Annotated in this window: 17 protein-coding genes; 8 read left to right on the top strand and 9 right to left on the bottom strand. The window is 68.3% G+C overall.

Translation table 11 applies throughout. The annotated features are described in order from the left end of the window. The 4 genes from Rhe02_RS35335 to Rhe02_RS35320 all read left to right on the top strand — a co-directional run. The coding region (locus Rhe02_RS35335; protein WP_203912802.1) for an alpha-N-arabinofuranosidase at window positions 1-1,151 on the top strand (1,151 nt) is incomplete at its 5' end. Continuing rightward, complete coding sequence (locus Rhe02_RS35330; protein ID WP_203912801.1) at window positions 1,151-2,839, top strand: glycoside hydrolase family 43 protein; 1,689 nt, start codon at window positions 1,151-1,153, stop codon at window positions 2,837-2,839. The genes Rhe02_RS35335 and Rhe02_RS35330, both read left to right, overlap by 1 nt. Further along, complete coding sequence (locus tag Rhe02_RS35325) at window positions 2,832-4,469, top strand: GH39 family glycosyl hydrolase (protein ID WP_203912800.1); 1,638 nt, start codon at window positions 2,832-2,834, stop codon at window positions 4,467-4,469. The genes Rhe02_RS35330 and Rhe02_RS35325 overlap by 8 nt, the downstream gene beginning before the upstream one ends. Window positions 4,470-4,749: 280 nt before the next feature. After that, a complete protein-coding gene (locus tag Rhe02_RS35320) occupies window positions 4,750-5,802 on the top strand; it encodes a coiled-coil domain-containing protein (RefSeq protein WP_203912799.1) in 1,053 nt (350 codons plus the stop codon). Here Rhe02_RS35320 and Rhe02_RS35315 read toward each other — a convergent pair whose 3' ends face one another. The 5 genes from Rhe02_RS35315 to Rhe02_RS35295 form a co-directional block, all read right to left on the bottom strand. Then, window positions 5,803-6,384 (bottom strand): GTP-binding protein, encoded by a 582-nt coding sequence (locus tag Rhe02_RS35315; RefSeq protein WP_203912798.1) that lies wholly within the window; start codon window positions 6,382-6,384, stop codon window positions 5,803-5,805. After that, window positions 6,365-6,763 (bottom strand): DUF742 domain-containing protein, encoded by a 399-nt coding sequence (locus Rhe02_RS35310; protein ID WP_203912797.1) that lies wholly within the window; start codon window positions 6,761-6,763, stop codon window positions 6,365-6,367. Before Rhe02_RS35310 ends, Rhe02_RS35315 begins: the two co-directional genes overlap by 20 nt. Then, a complete protein-coding gene (locus Rhe02_RS35305; RefSeq protein WP_203912796.1) occupies window positions 6,753-7,163 on the bottom strand; it encodes a roadblock/LC7 domain-containing protein in 411 nt (136 codons plus the stop codon). Before Rhe02_RS35305 ends, Rhe02_RS35310 begins: the two co-directional genes overlap by 11 nt. Beyond that, window positions 7,160-9,376: a sensor histidine kinase gene (locus Rhe02_RS35300; RefSeq protein ID WP_203912795.1), complete on the bottom strand. Its 2,217-nt coding sequence runs from the start codon at window positions 9,374-9,376 to the stop codon at window positions 7,160-7,162. Before Rhe02_RS35300 ends, Rhe02_RS35305 begins: the two co-directional genes overlap by 4 nt. A gap of 62 nt (window positions 9,377-9,438) precedes the next feature. Next, window positions 9,439-10,464 (bottom strand): sigma-70 family RNA polymerase sigma factor, encoded by a 1,026-nt coding sequence (locus tag Rhe02_RS35295; RefSeq protein ID WP_239124260.1) that lies wholly within the window; start codon window positions 10,462-10,464, stop codon window positions 9,439-9,441. 38 nt (window positions 10,465-10,502) lie between these two features. On the opposite strand from Rhe02_RS35295, the gene Rhe02_RS35290 reads away from it, so the two are divergent. Beyond that, window positions 10,503-11,333: an alpha/beta fold hydrolase gene (locus Rhe02_RS35290; protein WP_203912794.1), complete on the top strand. Its 831-nt coding sequence runs from the start codon at window positions 10,503-10,505 to the stop codon at window positions 11,331-11,333. A 53-nt stretch (window positions 11,334-11,386) separates the two neighbouring features. Here the strand turns inward: Rhe02_RS35290 and Rhe02_RS35285 are convergent, their stop codons facing one another. The 4 genes from Rhe02_RS35285 to Rhe02_RS35270 form a co-directional block, all read right to left on the bottom strand. After that, window positions 11,387-11,719, bottom strand: a complete 333-nt coding sequence (locus tag Rhe02_RS35285) for a hypothetical protein (protein ID WP_203912793.1) — start codon at window positions 11,717-11,719, stop codon at window positions 11,387-11,389. Between the two features lie 110 nt (window positions 11,720-11,829). Next, window positions 11,830-12,876 (bottom strand): glucose 1-dehydrogenase, encoded by a 1,047-nt coding sequence (locus Rhe02_RS35280; RefSeq protein ID WP_203912792.1) that lies wholly within the window; start codon window positions 12,874-12,876, stop codon window positions 11,830-11,832. A gap of 12 nt (window positions 12,877-12,888) precedes the next feature. Then, complete coding sequence (gene galE / locus Rhe02_RS35275; RefSeq protein WP_203912791.1) at window positions 12,889-13,884, bottom strand: UDP-glucose 4-epimerase GalE; 996 nt, start codon at window positions 13,882-13,884, stop codon at window positions 12,889-12,891. A gap of 21 nt (window positions 13,885-13,905) precedes the next feature. Next, entirely contained in the window at window positions 13,906-14,253 is a 348-nt protein-coding gene (locus tag Rhe02_RS35270) for an STAS domain-containing protein (RefSeq protein WP_203912790.1), read from the bottom strand. A 152-nt stretch (window positions 14,254-14,405) separates the two neighbouring features. Here Rhe02_RS35270 and Rhe02_RS35265 point away from each other — a divergent pair, with 152 nt between their 5' ends. From Rhe02_RS35265 to Rhe02_RS35255, 3 genes are read left to right on the top strand one after another with little or no spacing between them, the layout of a single operon-like run. Then, the gene (locus Rhe02_RS35265) at window positions 14,406-15,497 is read left to right on the top strand and encodes a potassium transporter TrkA (RefSeq protein ID WP_203912789.1); all 1,092 of its coding nucleotides are present in this window, start codon (window positions 14,406-14,408) and stop codon (window positions 15,495-15,497) included. Between the two features lie 36 nt (window positions 15,498-15,533). Continuing rightward, on the top strand, window positions 15,534-16,904 hold the full coding sequence (locus Rhe02_RS35260; RefSeq protein ID WP_203912788.1) for a DUF6002 family protein: 1,371 nt from the start codon (window positions 15,534-15,536) through the stop codon (window positions 16,902-16,904). Then, window positions 16,904-19,081, top strand: a complete 2,178-nt coding sequence (locus Rhe02_RS35255) for a non-ribosomal peptide synthetase (protein WP_203912787.1) — start codon at window positions 16,904-16,906, stop codon at window positions 19,079-19,081. The genes Rhe02_RS35260 and Rhe02_RS35255 overlap by 1 nt, the downstream gene beginning before the upstream one ends. Window positions 19,082-19,105: the final 24 nt, after the last annotated feature.

The raw sequence follows: 19,105 nt of genomic DNA, 5'->3' as shown, positions 1-19,105 counted from the left end.
TGTCGGGGAACGTGGGGTCCGGGTCGGTGGCGGAGATGTCGGATTGGGTGGAGTACCTGACCCGGGCGGACGACTCACCGATGGCGGCGCTGCGGCGGGCGAACGGGCGCGAGCAGCCGTGGCGGGTGCCGTTCTGGGGCCTGGGCAACGAGGCGTGGGGCTGCGGCGGCAACCTGCGCGCCGAACAGTTCGCGTCCCTGGCCCGGCAGTACGCCACCTATAGCCGCAACCACGGCGGCAACCTGCTGTACCGGATCGCGGCGGGCGCGAACGAGGCCGACCTGCACTGGACCGAGACGCTCATGCGCTCGTTCGACGACCTGGCGGCGGACCCGGCCGGGTCGGCGGGCCCGTTCCAGGCCCTGTCGCTGCACTACTACACGATGGCCGGGCCGTGGTCGGACAAGGGCGACGCCACCGGGTTCAGCACCGACCAGTGGTACGTGACCATGGCCCGCGCGCGGCGCATGGGGGAGCTGCTCACCCGGCACTCCACAGTCATGGACCGCTACGACCCGCACCGCAAGGTCGGCCTGGTCGTAGACGAGTGGGGCACGTGGTGGAACGTGGCGAAGGGCACCAACCCCGGGTTCCTGTACCAGCAGAACACGCTGCGCGACGCCCTGGTCGCCTCCGTGCACCTCGACGCGTTCCACCGTCACGCCGAGCGCGTGGTCATGGCGAACATCGCCCAGACCGTCAACGTGCTGCAGGCCATGATCCTCACCGACCCCGACACCGGGACGCTCGTGCTCACCCCGACGTACCACGTTTTCGCCATGAACACCGGCCACCACGACGCCGCCGCCCTCGCGGTGCACCTGCGCGACGTCGAGACTCGCGCCGTCGACGCGACCAAGCTGCCGCTGATCTCGGCGTCCGCGTCGGTCAAGGGCGACACCGCCCTGGTCTCGCTGTCCAACCTCGACGCCGAGACGGACCGCACCCTCGTCCTGGACCTGCGCGGCCGCGACGTCGTCGGGCACACCGCGCGGGTGCTGACCGCCAAGGCGCTCGACGCGCACAACACCCCCGAGCAGCTCGACGCCGTCGCCCCCACCGACCATGCCGGCGTGGGCCCCCACCCCAGGGGGCTCGAGGTCGACCTGCCCGCCCACTCCTACGTCACAGTGGCGCTCGAGCTGCGCTGATGGACCGACCGAACCTGGACATCCGCGACGGCGGGGCGGGGGCAGACTTCACCAACCCGGTCATCTTCGCGGACGTGCCCGACCCGGAGGTCGTCTTCGACGGCCGGTACTACTACATGGTCAGCACGACGATGTACTTCGCGCCGAGCGTCCCGATCATGCGCTCGAGCGACCTGGTGCACTGGTCCATCGCCGGGTATACCGCGGCGATCCTCGACGACGCGGACGCGCTGGCGCTGCGCAACGGCCAGGACGCGTACGGCCAGGGCAGCTGGGCAGCGAGCATCAGGTTCCATGACGGGATCTACTACGTGTCGGTCGGCAGCCTCACTACGCAGCAGACGTACGTCTACTCGACTCCCAACATCGAGCGCGGGCCGTGGAGCAGGTCGGCGCTCGACGGGTACGCCCACGATCAGTCGCTGCTGTTCGACGGCGACGACGTCTGGTTTGTCTACGGTGGCGGGTCGATCGACCTGCGCAGGCTGCGGCGGCACGACGACGGGACCCTTGCGTGGTACGGCCCGGCGACGCGGCTCGTCGAGGACGCCAACGTCGACCAGACCAGCGGTCTGAACGCCGAGGGCGCTCACGCGTACAAGATCGGGGAGTACTACTACGTCTTCATGATCCAGTGGCCGTCGGGTGGCGTCCGCCAGGAGGTGCTGTGGCGGTCGACGTCACTAGCGCCGCAGTCGGCGGGCGGCGCGTGGGAGGGCCGGGTCGTACTCAGCCAGGCCGTGACGGTCGGGGGCCGACCCGGAACCGGCGTGGCCCAGGGCGGAGTCGTCCAGACGTCCGACGGGCAGTGGTACGCCATGTTGTTCCAGGACGAGGGCCCGCTGGGTCGTTCGCCTCAGCTCCTAGGCGTGACCTGGGACGACGACGGGTGGCCGGTATTCGCTCTCAATCCGCAAGCGCCCGCAGCGGCCGCACGGACGGCCGGTGACGGGGCCGCCGTCGTCGCCTCGGACGACTTCGACAACCTTCTTGAGCGCGCGGGCCACTGGAACACGGCCAACGCCGACCTTCTGGCAGAGTCCGCCGAGAACGCATGGAATGGGTCCAACCTGGGACTCCAGTGGCAGTGGAACCACAACCCGGACAACCGGTTCTGGTCGCTCACCGAGCGGCCCGGACACCTGCGGCTGACCACGGGCAGCATCGCGTCGAGCATCCTCGATGCGCGCAACACGCTCACCCAACGCACGCTCGGACCCACGAGCTCCGGCGCCATCTCGCTGGACGTCTCGCACATGAAGGACGGGGACGTCGCAGGCATCTCCGCCTACCAGCGCAAGTACGGATACATCGCCGTGACGATGGAGAGCGGGACCAAGAGCCTGGTGATGCGCCGGGCAGGCGGCGACGGCGTCATCGCCTTCACCAGCGAACCGGTGCCGCTGCGGGCGGACGTCGTCTACCTGCGCGCGGACGTCGACTTCCGGGATGCCGTCGATACGGCGTCGTTCGCGTACTCGTACGACGGCAGCAACTGGACGTGGCTGGGCGACACCCTGCAGATGCAGTACGACCTCGCGCACTTCACCGGGTACCGGTTCGCCCTCTTCAACTACGCCACTGCCGAGGCCGGGGGATACGTCGACGCGGACTGGTTCCGTGTCAGCGACACCACCGGGCCCGCAAAGCCTACTCACCGACAGAGCGAAGGATCTCTCCATGACTGAGCAGGCGACGTCAGCCCTGCGGATCGACGGCCAGGCACCCGCCGAGGTGCGGCTGCATCACGTGTGGAACGAGTGCGTCGGTGCGGGCCGTGCCAACGAGGCGTTGCGGGCGGACTGGCAGGCGCACTTCCGCGAGGCGGTCGGGGTGCTGGGCGCGCGTTACGTGCGCTTCCACGGTCTCTTCCATGACGACATGTTCGTGTACCGGACGGACTACGGCGGCGGCTTCGGCCCGAACCAGCCGCTGCCTGAGCCGGTCTACACCTTCGCGTACATCGACAAGGTGTTCGACGCCATCCTCGACGCCGGCGCTCGTCCGTTCGTCGAGCTCGGGTTCATGCCCCGTGGGCTCGCCACACAGACCGAGACCCTCTTCTGGTGGAAGGCCCACTGCAGCCCACCGAAGGAGATGAGTCGCTGGGTCGAGCTGGTCGACACGACGGTGCGGCACTGGATCGACCGGTACGGGATCGACGAAGTGCGGCAGTGGCCCTTCGAGGTCTGGAACGAGCCGAACCTGGTGCCGAACTTCTGGACCGGAACGCGCACCCAGTACTTCGAGCTGTACGAGGCGACCGCACAGGCGATCAAGGCGATCGACCCGCAACTGCGGGTCGGTGGCCCGTCGACGAGCGTGTTCGTCCCGGATGCTCGCTACGGCGGCGAGTGGCACGACCGGTCGCTCGAGGTTGAGACCGCGGTGGCCGCCGACCCGGACGAGCTCGATTGGCAGCCGGTGTGGATCCGCGAGTTCATCGAGTACTGCGCGCAGCGGGGAGTGCCCATCGACTTCCTGTCGACGCACCTGTACCCGACCGACTACGCGGCGGACTCGCTGGGCAACCTCAACGCGATCACGCGTCACAAGGACGCCACCTATGACGACCTGCAGTTGATGCGCAAGATCATCCAGAACAGCCCCTACCCGGATGCCGAGCTGCACATCACGGAGTGGTCGACCTCACCGTCGAGCCGCGACGCGATCCACGACTCGCTCTTCGCGGCGTCGTACATCGTCCGGGCGTTCCTCAAGGGTGCGCCGCTGGCCGACTCGATCTCGTACTGGACCTTCACCGATGTGTTCGAGGAGGGCGGCGGGGGAATGGGCCCCTTCCACGGCGGCTTCGGCTTCGTCAACGAGAACGGCCTGCACAAGCCGACGTTCCACGCGATGGCCATGCTCCACCGCCTCGGTGACCGCCTCCTGGCCGAGCTGCCCCACGGCGCCATCACCCGCTCGTCCGCGACGGGTGACGTGTCGGCCATCTTCTACAACTACCCCGCCGAGATGGGCACGACGGGTCTCGCGTCCCGCAACAGCTACGCCGAGACGCGAGCCCTCGCCGAGATGGGCCCCGAGCGCCGCATCCGGCACCGGGTCGAGGGGCTGCGCCCGGGCACCGAGCTCACCGTGGAGATCCTCGACTGGGAGCACGGGAACGTCGCCGAGGCCTGGTACCAGATGGGCGCCCCGATCAACATCGCGCGGGAACAGACCGCCGAGCTGCGCCACGTCGCCGACGGCCTCCACCGCAGCACGCTGACCGTCGGCGACGACGGCGTTCTCGACATCGACCTCACGCTGCCCGCCTGGGCGGTCGCCTCGGTCGCGCCGACGCTCCCGGCATGAGAGGGCGTTTGCCTTTATAGATCATCGGCCTTGCTCGGCTTCACTCACGATCCCGTGCGACGAGCGAACCGGCCGGTTCATCGCAACACAGGGCGAACCCCAACGCTCAGCCCACAGGGAACAGGCTGAGCGCCGTCAGACCCCGCCATCCACACCCCACGTACATGTTGCGGATCACGACCGTCCGCCGTCAATCGGCAGGTCAACCGCTATGGCCAGCCGCCCCACAGGGGAGCAGTTTAGGGATGCGCCCTGCCGGGGGTGGTAGGTTCGGGGCATCATGGTGCCCTCACACCGCCCCCGGTCCACGTTCGCCCTCGTGCTCGCCAGCGTTGTCGCCCTAGTCGTCGCCATCGGCGCGCCGGCCGCGATCGCCGCCGAACCGACCCCTCCACCACCGAACGAGACCGGCACGCCCACCCTGGCCACCCTGCGGTCCAACCTCGAAACGGCCGGCCGCGAGTACATCGCCGCCGAGGAGAAGCTCAACCTCTCCAAGGCGCGCCAGGCGGAGCTGCAAACCCTGCTGCAGCAGACCGAAGCGGACGTGGTGCGACTAAAGCAAAATTTCGCCAAGTACGCGGGAGAGGCCTACAAAACCGGACGCGTCGGGGTGATCGGGGCGATGCTCAACGCCTCCAGCCAGGACAACTTTCTGCAGCGGGCCCAAGCGCTGGACCGGATGACCCAGCGCGACCAGGGCAGCCTGGATCGGCTGAGCGAAGCCAAGCACAAGGCGACCGCCACCAAGTCCAACATCGACCAGGAGGTCGCCGAGCAGGTGGCCCAGACCGCGGAGATGGCCAAACGCAAACTCGCCGCGGAAACGGCGCTGACCGCGGCCGGTGGCGGGCAGCGCACCAGCGTGAACACCAGCGGCGCGGCCACCGCCAAACCCGCGCCGCGCAACTCCGACGGCAGCTGGCCCAAGGAAAGCTGCTCGATCAGCGATCCCACCCCGGCCGACGGCTGCATCACGCCACGCACCAACCACGCTCTCAACGAGGGCAAGGCGGCCGGATTCAATTGGTACGTCTCATGTTTCCGCTCAGGCGGCGACGGCGAGCACCCCAAGGGCCGCGCCTGCGACTGGGCCGCCTTCTCCGGCGGGTTCGAGAACCGTTCGGCCGGCGGAAGCAACCGCGACTACGGCGACCGGCTCGCCGCGTTCTTCGTCAAGAACGCTTCCGCTTTGGCCGTCATGTACGTCGTCTGGTATTGCCGGATCTGGCACGTCGGCACCGGCTGGCGCACCTACAACTCGGCCGGCTCCAACTGCGGTGACGATCCCGCGGGTGACCACACCAACCACGTACACACATCAATCTATTGATCAGTTGGCGCGGATGTGCTCGATCAGCTCGATGAGCACCTGGCGTCCGGAGACCTTGTCGCGGGCGTCGCAGGCGATGACCGGTACCCCCACATCCAGATTCAACGCGGAGCGCACCGCCTCCACGGTGAAGGCCTGCTCGCCGTGGAACCTGTTGATGGCGACCAGAAACGGGGTGCCGCGCTGCTCGAAATAATCGATGGACGGGAAACAGTCGGCCAAGCGCCGGTCGTCGGCGAGCACCACCGCGCCCAGCGCGCCGATGGCCAGCTCGTCCCAGAGGAACCAGAACCTGTCCTGGCCCGGGGTGCCGAACAGATAGAGGGTCAGCTCTGTCCCGATGCAGATGCGCCCGAAGTCCATCGCGACGGTGGTGGTCGTCTTCACCTCCACCCCGGACAGATCGTCGGAGGCCACGCCGGCGGAGGTGAGCACCTCCTCGGTGTGCAGCGGCATGATTTCGCTGACCGCACCGACCATAGTGGTCTTGCCCACGCCGAAGCCGCCCGCGATCAGAATCTTCAACGCGGTGGGAGCCGAAGCGCCGTTGCCTCGCCCTGCGTCAGCTTGCTCTAAGACCATCAATTACCGCCTGGAGGATGCGATCGTCGGGCCGGCTTGCTGCGGGTGATTTCGCGCATCTTGCTATCGCGCCCATGGTCTCAAGGTCGTTGAGCAGGACCCTGACCACCCCCAACGGACGGGAAAGGTGCGATGCGATCTCCGCGACCGAAGCCGGTTGGTGGGCGCGTTTCAGGATCGCGTGGTGTTCGGGCTGCGCCACAGCATCGAGCTGGGACACCGCGCCGGTCATGGCGACGACATAGGTGAGCAGGTCAAAAGTCTCGGCACCCGGCCCGGCCCGCCCGCCGGTGAGCGCATAGGAGCGCACAAGCGGACCGGCATCCTGGTCGAGCCAGTCGTGGACGTTGCCGGGGCCGGGGGCATCCTCAGTGGACATCGGCGGGGACAGACGCGGGCCGTGGCGGCGTGGCCAGGTTGTGGCCGATTCGCTCGATGAGCAGCGCCATCTCGTAACCGACCATGCCGATGTCGGAGTCCGCCGCGCAGAGCACCGCCAGGCAGGCGCCTGGGCCTGCCTTGGTGACCAGGAGGAAAGCGGAATCCAGCTCCAGAATGGACTGGCGAGCCGAGCCGACGCCCAGATGCTTGCCGGCGCTTCGGGCCAGGCTGGCGAAGCCCGCGGCCAACGCGGCCAGGTGCTCCGCGTCGGCCTGGCTCAACCCGGCGGTCGCAGCCATCAGCAGGCCATCGACCGAAAGCAGCACAGCCCGGCGCACCGAGGGCACCCGCTCGGCGAAGTCGTCGAGCAACCAGTCCTGGCTCTGCTGTCTGGTCATTGACCTTCCTCCTCGTTCTGGTTGGCCGCGGCTTGCCGGCCCCGGCTTACCCCGGCCTGAAGTGCACTGAGCAGTGAACGGGTGTCCTCGGCCGGACGCGCGGGCGTGACCTCCGGCAATGGCGCCACCGGCGTCGGCGCCTCCCGCAACTGGGGCACCAGATTGGCCTGGCGCGACCTCACCGGAAGCCCTTCCACGCCCGCGGCAATCTGCCGCTCCCGGCGGGGCGGCAACGGTGTGGCCGCGATAGCCATCATGCCTTGGGTGTCCTCCAGCATCGGCTCGGCGTCAATGATCGTCGCGGCCGCCGAGGACGCGGTGAGGGCGGGCATCTCGTTGACTCTCTTGACCACGATCTCATTGGGCAGCAGGGCCACCGCGGTGATGCCACCATAGATCGAGGGCTGCAGCGACACCTTGACGCCGTGCCGCGCGGCGAGCCGGGCCACCACGAACAGGCCCAGCCGTGAGCTGCGCGCCGGGTCGAAGTCGGGCGGGTTGGCCAGCCGCTCGTTGGCCTCGGCCAGATCCTGCGACGGCATGCCCACGCCGCGGTCCTCAATCTCCACCGCGAAGCCGTTGGGCAGCACCTGGCCGACGAGCTTGACCTGGGTGTCCTTGGGGGAGAAGGTGGTGGCGTTCTCCAGCAGCTCAGCGATCAGGTGGATCACGTCGCTCACCGCGCGTCCGGCGAGGGAAACCTCAGGCACCGAAACAACACTGACCCGGGTGTAATCCTCCACTTCGGACATAGCGGAGCGGAGCACATCGGACAGTGGCACGGGATAACGCCAGCCCCGGCCTGGTACCGCACCGGCGAGGATCACCAGGTCTTCGGCGTAGCGGCGCATCCGAACGGCTAGATGGTCGACGCGATAAATCTCTTCAAGTTCACTCGGATCGGTGACGCGCCGCTCCATTGTCTCCAAAAGCGACAGTTGCCGGTGGACCAGAGTCTGGCTGCGCCGGCCGATGTTGAGGAAGACCTGGTTCAGACCGGTGCGCAGGGCGGCCTCCTGCACCGCGGACTCGACCGCGGTGTGGTGCACCGCTTCGAACGCGTTGCTCAGCTGGCCGAGCTCGTCGGCTTCCGGCTCCGGTATGGGCGGAACCTCCACCTTTTCGCCCTGTCTAAGGCGGACAACGACTTGGGGCAGGCTGTTGTGCGCCAGATCGAGGGCGCGCAGCCGCACCTCGGTGATGCGGCGGATCAGCGTGCGCGCGATCCGGATCGAGATCGTGATCAGAATGATGATGACGATCAGCCCGAGCCCGCCCGCGACCGCCAGGCGCAACAGGACGCCGATCGCGGTCGTCGTGGCGGCGGCGATGGTGCGCTGGGTAGCGACGTCGCCCAGCTCGAACAGCTGACGGTCGACCTCCTCGAAGGTGGCTTGCCACCACGTGGCGTCGATCGGCAACGGCAGGCGAGGCGAGGTCTGCGCGATCAGCCTCTCCTCCATCGAGCGCAGGTTCTGGTACGGCACACCGGAAACCAGCTCCTGATAGGCCGCCTGGTCCTGGGCCGGCAGGTTGCGTGTCGCGTTGGCGAGCAGGTAGCGGTTCAGGCCGATGGCTTGCACCATCTCGACAATCTCGGGGATGGTGGTGACCCCGGCCACCAGCATGCCCGTGACGAGCGCGTCCTCACGCTTGAGCATGTCGCGTGCCTCGGTGAGCGCGATGATGGTGCTGGCCTGCCGGGCCAGCTCCTGGTCGTTGACGCCACCGATCGAGCTGTACATGGCGTAGGCACGGTCGATGATTTCGTTGAAATTCGCCATCGTCTGTACCCGGGTGTAGCGACCCTCATCTATCCCGGTGCGCGTGACGTTAATCCTGTCCAGCACCTCGTTGAGCCGGCCAAGGTGCTGCATCGTCAGCGGGGTGGCCGCCTCGCGCAGCCGGGCGCTGGACGACACGCGCTGGAAGTAGGCGATCGCCTCATCGGTCTTCTGCCGCTGCGCCACCAGCACCGGCGGCGGCGTCTTGCCAAGATGGACCATCGAGAGTTTGCGTTCCGCCTGGATCGCTTCGACGACTACGTTAGCCGGAACTCCGGCGTCGTCGGCGGTGGTCCGGCTGTCAAGCAGATCGAGCGCGGAGCCGAACGATTCGTTGGTGCTGAAGAACCAGATGCCAAGCAGGGGCAGCAATGGGGCCAGCAGCAGGATGAGAATCCGCGCACGGATCGACAGGCTTCGGCTCTTCATTGGACCTTCTTTGCTCGGCGTGATCCCCCCGCTGGAGAGGGATCCTAACGTGCCGAAGCCGATCAGGGCAGCCGGGCGGGCAGCCCAAAGAGTCCAAAGAGGCCGGCGTCGACGAACGAGGTTATCTCGCCGATGAGCCCATCGCGCAAGGTCAGCACATCGATCGACCAGGCGGCATGGCTCTGCCCGTCCCACAGATAGCTCGCCACCGCGGGCTGGCCGTTGGCTTGCGTGGCTAGGTGACGCCACGAACCGCACCGGCTCAGGGGCAGCTCGCGGGCGAAATCCATGGCGGCGTCCAGGCCGGCGTACCAGTGCCTCAGCGGCGGCATCGACCAGGTGACATCCTTGGTCAGCAACGCGATCAAGGCTTTGGCGTCACCGTTTTCGAGCGCGGTGGAGTATCCGGACACCAGCTCGCGCACGCGGGCGTCCCCGATCTTGCGCAGCGTCAGCTGCTGGCTGGTGGCGGGCACCTTCTCCGTGATGATCCGCCGTGCCCGGGCCAGCGCGCTGTGCACCGAGGTGACCGAGGTGTCCATCATGGTGGCGACCTCGCCCGCGGTGAACCCGAGCACCTCGACCAGCAGCAGCGCCGCCCGCTGATTACCCGCCAGATGCTGCATCGCGGCGACGAAGGCCAGCTCGACGGCCTCGCGCTGTTCGTAACGCGCACCCGGGGCGGACGGTGTGTCCAGCCCGGCGCCGGGATAGGGGCCGAGCCAGGCGACCTCGGTCAGCGGCCGCTCTCCGATCATCGCGCGGTCGCTGGACGGGCCGAGGTCGACCGGCAGCGCCCGCTTGCCGCGTGCCTCAATCGCGTCCAGGCAAGCGCGGGTGGCCACTGTGTACAGCCAAGAGCGCAACGAGCTGCGCGCCTCAAAGCGCTCGATCCCGCGCCACGCCCGCAGCAGCGCCTCCTGCAGCGCATCGTCGGCGTCGTGGGCCGAGCCGAGCATGCGGTAGCAGTGAGCGAGCAGCAGCGAGCGCAACGGCTCCACCAGACGGGAGAAAGCGGCGCCGTCGCCCCGCCGGGCCAGCTCCAGATCGTCGCCCTGGCTGACCTGCTGCGAAAAAACTTTGCTCACGAGCGACGATTCTGCCCCAGCGCCGGAGTCACTGGTGCATGAACTACCAATCGACTGTTCCCGTCACTACCGCGGTCCTTGAGGTTGCCGACGCCCGCCTTTATTACGAAGTACGAGGCCAGGGGCCCTTGGTTGTCCTCGTTGGAGCCCCGATGGACGCCCATCCTTTCGCGCCGCTGGCCGATCTGCTTGCCGTGGATCACACCGTGGTCACCACCGACCCGCGGGGCATCAACCGCAGCTCGGTCGGCGACCGGGAGAAGGACAGCACCCCACAGCAGCGGGCCGAGGACCTCTCGGCGCTGATCGCCCAGCTCGATGCCGGTCCAGCCGCGGTCCTTGGCTCCAGCGGCGGCGCGGTCAGCGTGCTGGCGCTGGTGCAGGCCCACCCGGAACAGGTGCACGTCGGCATCGCCCACGAACCGCCGCTCAATGAGCTGCTGCCCGATCGGGAAGCGCTGTGGAGCCAGACCGAGGAAATGATCGCCACCTATCTCGCGGGCGACCGTCGCGTGGCCTGGCAGCAGTTCCTCAAGATGGCCAACATTTTCATGCCGGACCAGATGTTCGAGGCCATGTTCGGCGGGGACCCGGGCCCACAGGCCCGGGCCGATGAGCATTTCCAATTCGCGCGCATGCTGCGCGAGACCACGCGGTTCCGGCCGGACTTCGCCGCACTGCGTTCGGCCTCAAACCAGGTCATCGTCGGTATCGGCGAAGAATCGGGGGGTCAGCTCTGCGACCGGACATCTCAGGCGCTCGCCGAGGAAATCGGCATCGAACCAACCCTGTTCCCCGGCGGCCACATAGGCTTCGCCGAGGACCCGGCCGGGTTCAACGCCCGCCTGCGCGAGGTCGTGCGCAGCTGACAAGATGGCCGCCCGGCGCAAACCGGGCGGCCATCAGTATCGATCCAAGACGATTAGGTTAGGGATGGATTGGCCGGAGCGATGTCCAGCTTGGCGGCGATCTTCACCAACAAGCTCTCCACGTTCCCCAGACGTCCCTCCACGTTCCCCAGGCGTCCGTCCATGTTGCGGAGGCGGGCTTCGACCATTTCGAAGCGGGCGTCGACGGCTTTGAAGTTTGCGGTGGTCTCGTGGCGGAAGTCGCGCAAATCTTTCAGCGCTTCGGTGGCGGCGATCGCGATGCCCGGCAGCTGCGCGAGCCCGGTTTCCACCCGGTTGACCCACTGGCCAAACCCGAGCACCAACGTCTCTGCCTCGGCGGGGAGCGTGGCGGCGGGGTTCTCCATTTGTTTCCTCCTGCTTCGTGTGGTGCAACTGATAACAGCGGCACGACTGGGCCGAGGTCGCCGTGCCGCGTCCATCTTGCACTACATCAACTAAGTCCGCAACCCTGGGGTCAGAGCGTGAGCACCACCTTGATGTCTTCCTGTTGTGCGGCAAGGGCTTCCGGGAAGCGATCCAGGGGGACCTGACGGGTGAGAAGCCGGGCCAGCCATGCCGGATCGGCCAGCGCGAGGGCTTGCACCGCGGCTTCGTAATGGCGAAGGCCCGCGTTGACCGAACCTACGACGACATCGTTGTCCAGCACGATGTTGCGGTTGACCAGACCCGCGTCGAGGGGCAGCAGCCGGCCCGACGGCGAGACGCCGGTGAGGCAGACGATGCCGTAGGGGGCGTTATGGGAGATGACGTCGATGACCACCTGCGCCGCCCCGGTGGCCTCGATGATGATGTCGGGATTGAGCCGGGTGGCCACCTGTTCGACCGGGTCGCTGTGGTAGGTGGCGCCAAGGGCTTGCACCGCTTCGGGTTTGACGCCCGCGGTGGCTCTGTCCAGCACGTGCACCTCCAGGCCGCGCTGCACACCGAGCAGGGCGGCCAGCAGGCCGATCGGGCCCGCTCCGGTGACCAGCACCCGTTTCGGGTCGAACCACGAGCGCGCGCCGATCCTCTCGATCTGGTCCCACGCTTTGGCCACCACCGAGGTGGGTTCCACCAGCACCCCGGCAATGCCAAGCGCGGCAGGGACTTTGACCGCGTAACCGGGCTCGATTGTCCACCACTGGCTGGCGAATCCGTCGAGGTTCTTGATGCCCCGCTCGGTGTATTGACCGTTGCGGCACATGTCGAACTCGCCTTGCGCGCAAGCCCCGCACGGCACCGGATCGGGCCGGCGGACCACACCGGCGACGAGGTCGCCGACGGCGAAACCGCTTGCGGCCGGCGCCTGCTCGACCCGGCCGAGCGACTCGTGGCCGAGCACTAGATGGGCATGGCCGGGCGGCGGCGTGCCGTAGTCACCGGCGACTATCTCCCGGTCGGTGCCGCAGACTCCAATCGCGACTCCTCTGACCAAAAGCCAGCCATCTTCTGGTACCGGAGAAGGAATCTCAGCCAAATGAGCGCTGTTCGCGACCCGGGGAGTGACCATCAAAGCCTGCACCCTGTTATCTCATCACAGCATGGCCTTCAAGCGGGCTCGCCAGGTGAGCGCGTCGCGGATGCCGTCGGCGAGACTGCGTTCGGGCCGCCAGCCGAGCAGCTGGGCCGAGCGCTCGCTGCGCGCGAAGGCGCCTACCGCGTCGCCCGGCCTGCGGCCGACCTCCTGGCTCGCGAGCGGCTCGCCGATCACCGCGGAGAAGGCGTCCAGCAGCTCGCGAACGGTGGTGCCGGTCCCCGTACCCAGATTGATGACCTGGTAACCGGAGGTCTGGCTGGCCGACAGCACGGCCGGCAGACGGGTGATCGCGTGCACATGAGCACGGGCCAGGTCCCACACGTGGATGTAGTCGCGGATGCCGGTGCCGTCGCGGGTGGGCCAGTCAGCGCCGGTGACGGGGAAGACCGTCCCGTTCTCCCACGCTTCGATCATCTTGCCGAGGGCGTGGGTGGGGTTGAGCGTCTGCAGCCCGGTGCGCAGCTGCGGGTCCGCGCCGATCGGGTTGAAATAGCGCAGCGACACCGCTTCCAGCTCGCCGGCCGCGGCACAGGCGGCGATGATCCCGTCGATCATGGCTTTGCTGTGCGCGTAGGGGCTGGTCGGCTCGATCGGGGAGTGCTCGTCGACGGAGAAGTCGGCGCCGGGCCGGTAGATGGAGGCCGACGAGCTGAACAGCAGCTGCCGGCAGTCGTTGCGGATCATGTGTTCCAGCAGGCTGACCGTCTTGGAGACGTTCTCCCGGTAGTAGCGCAGCGGCTGCTTGACCGACTCGGGAACGACGATGAGCGCGGCGCAGTGGACTACGGCGGCGATGTCGCTGTGCTCGGCGAAGATCTGGTCGATGAGGGTGCCGTCGGCGATGTCACCCTCGTAGAAGTGCCGGCCCGCGGTGAAGTCCCGCCGACCGGTCACCAGGCTGTCCACGATGACTGGGGTGTGCCCGTTGTCGATCATGGCAGAGCAGACCGTGCTGCCGATGAACCCGGCGCCGCCGGTGACCAAAACCTTCATGGTGGGGCAGGTTACCAGCGGTCAGCGCAGCCCCAGGACGGTGTTCACGCCGGTGGTGTCGATGACACGCCGCACCGCGGGCTGGGGATTGACGGATTGCAGTTTCGCGCCGCGGCGGTTGATGAGCCGGGCGGCGATCACGAGCACGCTGATGCCGGACGAGTCGAGAAACCCCAGCTCAGCGAGGTCGAGCTCGAAGACCGGACATGAGTTCTTTTCGATCACGTTGAACAGCCAGTCCGAGACCTGTTCAGAGTTGGCGAAATCAAGCTCGCCGGCAAGCTTGATACCACAAACACCGTTAGTGATTGAAATTCCGTATTTTGAAACCATCGCCGCCTCCTTTCCCGTCTCGACGTTGTAACCCATTCGATCATTACGTAAACACGTCCAGCTGGAAGCTCGCTGACGAGTCGGGGCTTTGACAGCACCTACCACTCGATGAATTTGAGTGGCACAATCTCCGAAGCCGCCTCGGGGGCCTGGAAAAAGGCGGTATTCCATAAGCATGCGGCGGGAGCATGTGGTCCATAGTGCTGTCCACGTTTCAGAGATCCGGTCATTCCATTGTGGTGGTGGGTAGCGGGCGGCTGGCCCGCTCGCTGTGCCGCTCACTGGCAAGCCAGCTCGGCTCGGCCAGCGTCAGCGTGCTCGCGCGCGACGGCGCTGCTGCGGCGCAGCTGGCCCGAGCCAGCGCGGTGGTGGCCCGGGTGAGCGGAACTTCCACCGTTTTCGACGGGTTCGCCCTCGACGACGCGGAGGAGGTGCTCGTCCGCGTCCGGCCGGAGGTGGTGGTGTGCTGTGCTTCCGAGCAGTCCCCGTACGAGAAGCGCACCCAGCCGACGAGGTGGACCGAGCTGATCGGGCGCTGTGGCTTCGGGCTCACCCTTCCGCTGCAGGCGCGGATAGCCGCCCGGCTGGCCCGCGTGCTGAGCCGGGTCAGTCCGGAAACGTTGCTGGTGAACGGATGTTTCCCCGACGCGGTGAACCCGCTGCTGCACGCGCTGGGGCTGCGGGTGCTTTGCGGCATCGGGAATGTGGCCACCCTCGCGGCCTGTCTGCAGGCGGCGCTCAACCTGCCGGGGCAGCGGGAGCTGGCCGTGCTGGCGCACCACGCCCACCTCGACGGCCCGCGGGAGCCGGACCAGGAGGCGCGCGCCTGGCTGGCGGGCAGCCCGATGCCGACGGTGACCGGGCTGCTGGCCGGTTACCGGGCGTTGCCGCGCCAAGAGCTCAACGACCTCGCCGGTCACGCTGCCGCCCGCCTGCTCGCCGATCTCCTGCGCGGCGAGGCGGCCCACACCAGCGTGCCGGGGCCGCTGGGGCTGCCCGGCGGGTACCCGGTCCTGGTGCAGGACGGGCAAATCCGGCTCAACCTTCCCGCCGGGGTGAGCCAGGCACAGGCCGTCGAATGGAACACCCGGGCCGGGGAACGGGACGGGATATCGGTTCGCGACGGCCACGTCGGCTACACCCCAGGGGCCGCTGAGGAACTGGCCCGGTACTTGCCTGACATCGCGGCGGGCTGGCCCGCTGAGGCGCTCGACGAGGTGGGCGACCAGCTCCTCTCGCTGCGCCACCAATTGCGGCTGGCGCAACCCGCCGCCGCTTGATCCGCCCTTGCTCACACCCCCCAAGAAGGAGCGGCGATGCTCGCCACACCAACCACGATTGCCCCGCCCACGCGTAACCTCATCGTCGACTACTACGACGTGATCGCCGCGGCGGCTCAGCTGTGCGGCGCCTCCGCGGGGGGCGAGCCGGGAACTGCCCAATTCGCCCCGGGTTTCGCGCTGCCGAGCCTGGACGAGGAGGTGCTGCGGTTCTTCGAGGCCGCCACCGCGGTCTGGCGGGAGCTGGGCGAGCATGGCGGACATCGGCTGCAGATGCTGGACCTGACCCAGAACCCGGGCACCCGGACCACCAAGACCTTCGCCTCGATGCTCATCGTGGCGCGCGCGGTCGAGTTCATCCGCGCCACCGGCGAGCCGGTCTGCCTGTTCACGCCCACGTCGGCGAACAAGGGCATCGCCCTGCGCGACGCGGTCGCCCGCGCCATCGCGGCCGGCCTGGTGACGCCGGAGCAACTGTCCATTGTGGTGCTTGCCCCCTCGTCCACCCGGGCCAAGTTCCGCCACGACGCCCTGGCCGCGGATCCGGTGCTGCGCAAGCTGAATCCGCTGCTGTCCCTGGACAGCGCCCAGCCGGAGGCGGTCAAGGCGCTGGGGCGCGCCTTCGTCGACGAATATGCCAAGCAGGCCCGCGACCGGCACGGGGTGAACCTGTGGTTCTCGCTGGCGCTGAACAACTATCTCGTCGCGGATGCGGCGCGGGCCGCGTTCGAGGCCGACGTCAGCCCGGCCGCCGGGCCGCGCTGGCACGCCCATTCGGTGTCCAGCGCCTTCGGTCTGCTGGGCTACAACCTCGGCCGTGAGGTGCTGGAGGGTTCCGGCGCGGCGGACGTGTCGACCAGGCCGGGTTTCCTTCTGGTGCAACACCTGGGCACGCCGGACATGGTCCTCAACCTTCGCCACGGCAGCTTCTCGCGTGACTACCTGCCCACCTATCGGGCCAACGAGGTGACCGGGGGGTGGGAGCAGGACGTCGATGCGCATTTCCCGGCGGTCACCGACGATCCGGCCGAGGTGCTCGACCCCACCTTCTACACGCACGCCCCGGTGACCTCGCCGGCGATGAACAATCTGATCGGCCGCTTCGGCGGGGACGGCATTGTGGTGTCGCGCCGCGAGTGCCTGCAACGCTATCCGTTGCTGCGGGAGTGGTTCGCGGCCACCTCGGTCGCGCTGCCGCAGGACCCGGCCCAGCTTCGGGAGTGGTCACTGGTGATGGCGCTGACCGGGGTGTTCAACGCGATCGATCGCGGGCTCGTCCCGGCCGGGGTGGAGATCGTGATCCACGGCTCAGGAAGCTATACGGCACAGGACTATGCGCCGTTGGCGCCCGATGCCGAAGTCATCAGCACCCGAGACATCGCCTCGGCCATCTTTGGTGGCCGTTGATGGTTGCGGTGACTCTCGATGCGGGCCTGTCCGCCCGCCTCGCCGAGCTGGCGCGCGCCTGCGCTGTGCCGGCCGAGACGGTGGCGCTGACCGGTCTGGCCCTGTTGCGCCGGCGTTACACCGGCGACACCCACGCTTTCGGGCTGGGTCTGAGCTCCGACGCCAGCATCGCCGACACGCTGGCCCGCGCCTGCGCCCTGCCCGCCGCCCATCTGCTCACCGAGGAGGGCGAATGCTGGCAGGTGCGGCTGGACTGCGATGCGGAACTGGCCGAGCCGATGGCGCTCGACCTGGTGAGCATGCTGACCGCGATGGCGGACGGCCCCCAACAGTCCACTGTGGACCTGTTGCCGGTGGCCCACTACGAGCGGCGGCGCGAGCTGCCGGCCTTCGAGCCTGCCCATCCGAACGTGGCTAGCGCTTTCGCGGCGACCGTGGCGCGTCACCCCGACCGGGTGGCCGTGCTGACCGACGAAGTGGCGCTGACCTATCGCGAGCTCGGCTCGGCGGTGGCCGGCACCGCCCGCGACCTTGGCGGGGCAGGGCCGGTCGCGTTGCTGTGCCAGCATGGGCCGCACGCGATTGTCGGGCTCCTGGCCGCGCTCGCGGCCGGGCGTGCCTATGTGCCGCTCGATCCGGCCTTCCCGCGGCAGCGCCTGGCCGCGATCCTGGCCGACAGCGGCGCCGACGCCGTGCTGGTCGACGCCGCTCACGAGGACCTGGCGCGGGAGCTGGCACCGCAAGCCCGGATAGTCCACATTGGACACGCTGGCGAGCCGTTCGAGTGCGAAGAACTGTGTGGCCCGGCGCAGCTGGACGATCCGGCCTATCTGCTCTACACGTCGGGCTCGACCGGCAAGCCCAAGGGCGTGGTGCAGAGCCATCGCAATGTGCTTTTCAGCATCGCCAATCATGTGCGCAGCTTCCGGATCACGCCCGAGGACCGCACCAGCGTGCTCACCTCCTTCGGCTACGACATGGCGGTGACCGACACGTTCGGGGCGCTGCTTTCCGGCGCGGCGGCGGTGCCGGTCGACATCCGATCCGAGGGGCTGGGGCAGCTCGCCCAGCGGCTGACCCGGCATCGGGTGAGCATCTACCACTCGACGCCGACCGTGTTCAGGTACCTGATGGCGATCCAGCAGGCGCTGCCCGACATGCGGGTGGTGCTGCTGGGCGGCGAAGAGGTGACCCGGCACGACGCGGAGCTCGCCCGCGCCTGGTGCGCGGCGGACGTGCTCTTTGTCAACGGTTACGGCGCAACGGAAATCAGCTTCATCACGCAGTACCACGTGCCGCGTGACGTGGCGCTCGACCGTGCGGTGATGCCGGTCGGGCATCCCCTCGATGGCGTCGACGTGGTGCTCGTGGATGCGGCCCGGCGGCCGGTCTGCCTGACCGGTGAGGTGCTCGTGCGAAGCGAGCATGTGGCCTTGGGCTATTGGGAGCAGCCAGACCTGACATCGCAACGTTTTGTCGGGTACCAGGAAAGGCGCGCCTATCTGACCGGAGACCTGGCCCGCCGTCTGCCCGACGGCCGGCTGGTGTTCCTGGCCCGCGCCGACCGGATGGTGAAAATCCGCGGCCACCGGGTGGAGCTGGGCGAGGTCGAAGCGCACCTGGCTGCGGCGCAAGGGGTCGCCCACGCCGCGGTGGTGGCGCACCCGAGCGCGACCGGCGAGACCGAGATCATCGGCTATGCCGTGCCCGCGCCGGATTCGGCGCTCGACCCCGCCGCGATCCGCGGCGAACTCGCGGCGAGCCTGCCCGACTTCATGCTGCCGCGCGTCATCGTCACGGTGCCGGCGCTGCCCATGGGCCCGACCGGAAAGCTTGACGTGGCAGCGCTTCCAGCCCCGCCGGCGGCGCAGATCACGGCCGCGCCGGGAACCGGCCTGGAGCGGGTGATCGGGGATCTGTGGTGCGACGTGCTCGGCCTGAGCGCCATCGACCGGCAGGCCAGCGTGGTCCAGCTGGGGGCGCATTCGCTGCAGATGGCCCTGGTGCAGAAGCGGCTCGAAGAGACGCTGGGCCGACGGCTGCCGCTGGCGCGCCTGTTCGAGTTCCCGACCGTCGCCGCGCTCGCCGATCACCTCACCAGCGACACCTCCAGCGCCGACGAGGCCGCCCGGCGCGCCGCCGAGCGTATGCGCCAGCGCCGCAAGGCCCGGTCATGACCCGGCTCGCCTTCACCGAGCGGA

Source organism: Rhizocola hellebori (assembly GCF_016862955.1).
GTDB classification, from domain to species: domain Bacteria; phylum Actinomycetota; class Actinomycetes; order Mycobacteriales; family Micromonosporaceae; genus Rhizocola; species Rhizocola hellebori.
The sequence above is the reverse complement of the archived record's forward strand: the minus strand, read 5'-3'. Positions and strand labels throughout refer to the sequence as shown.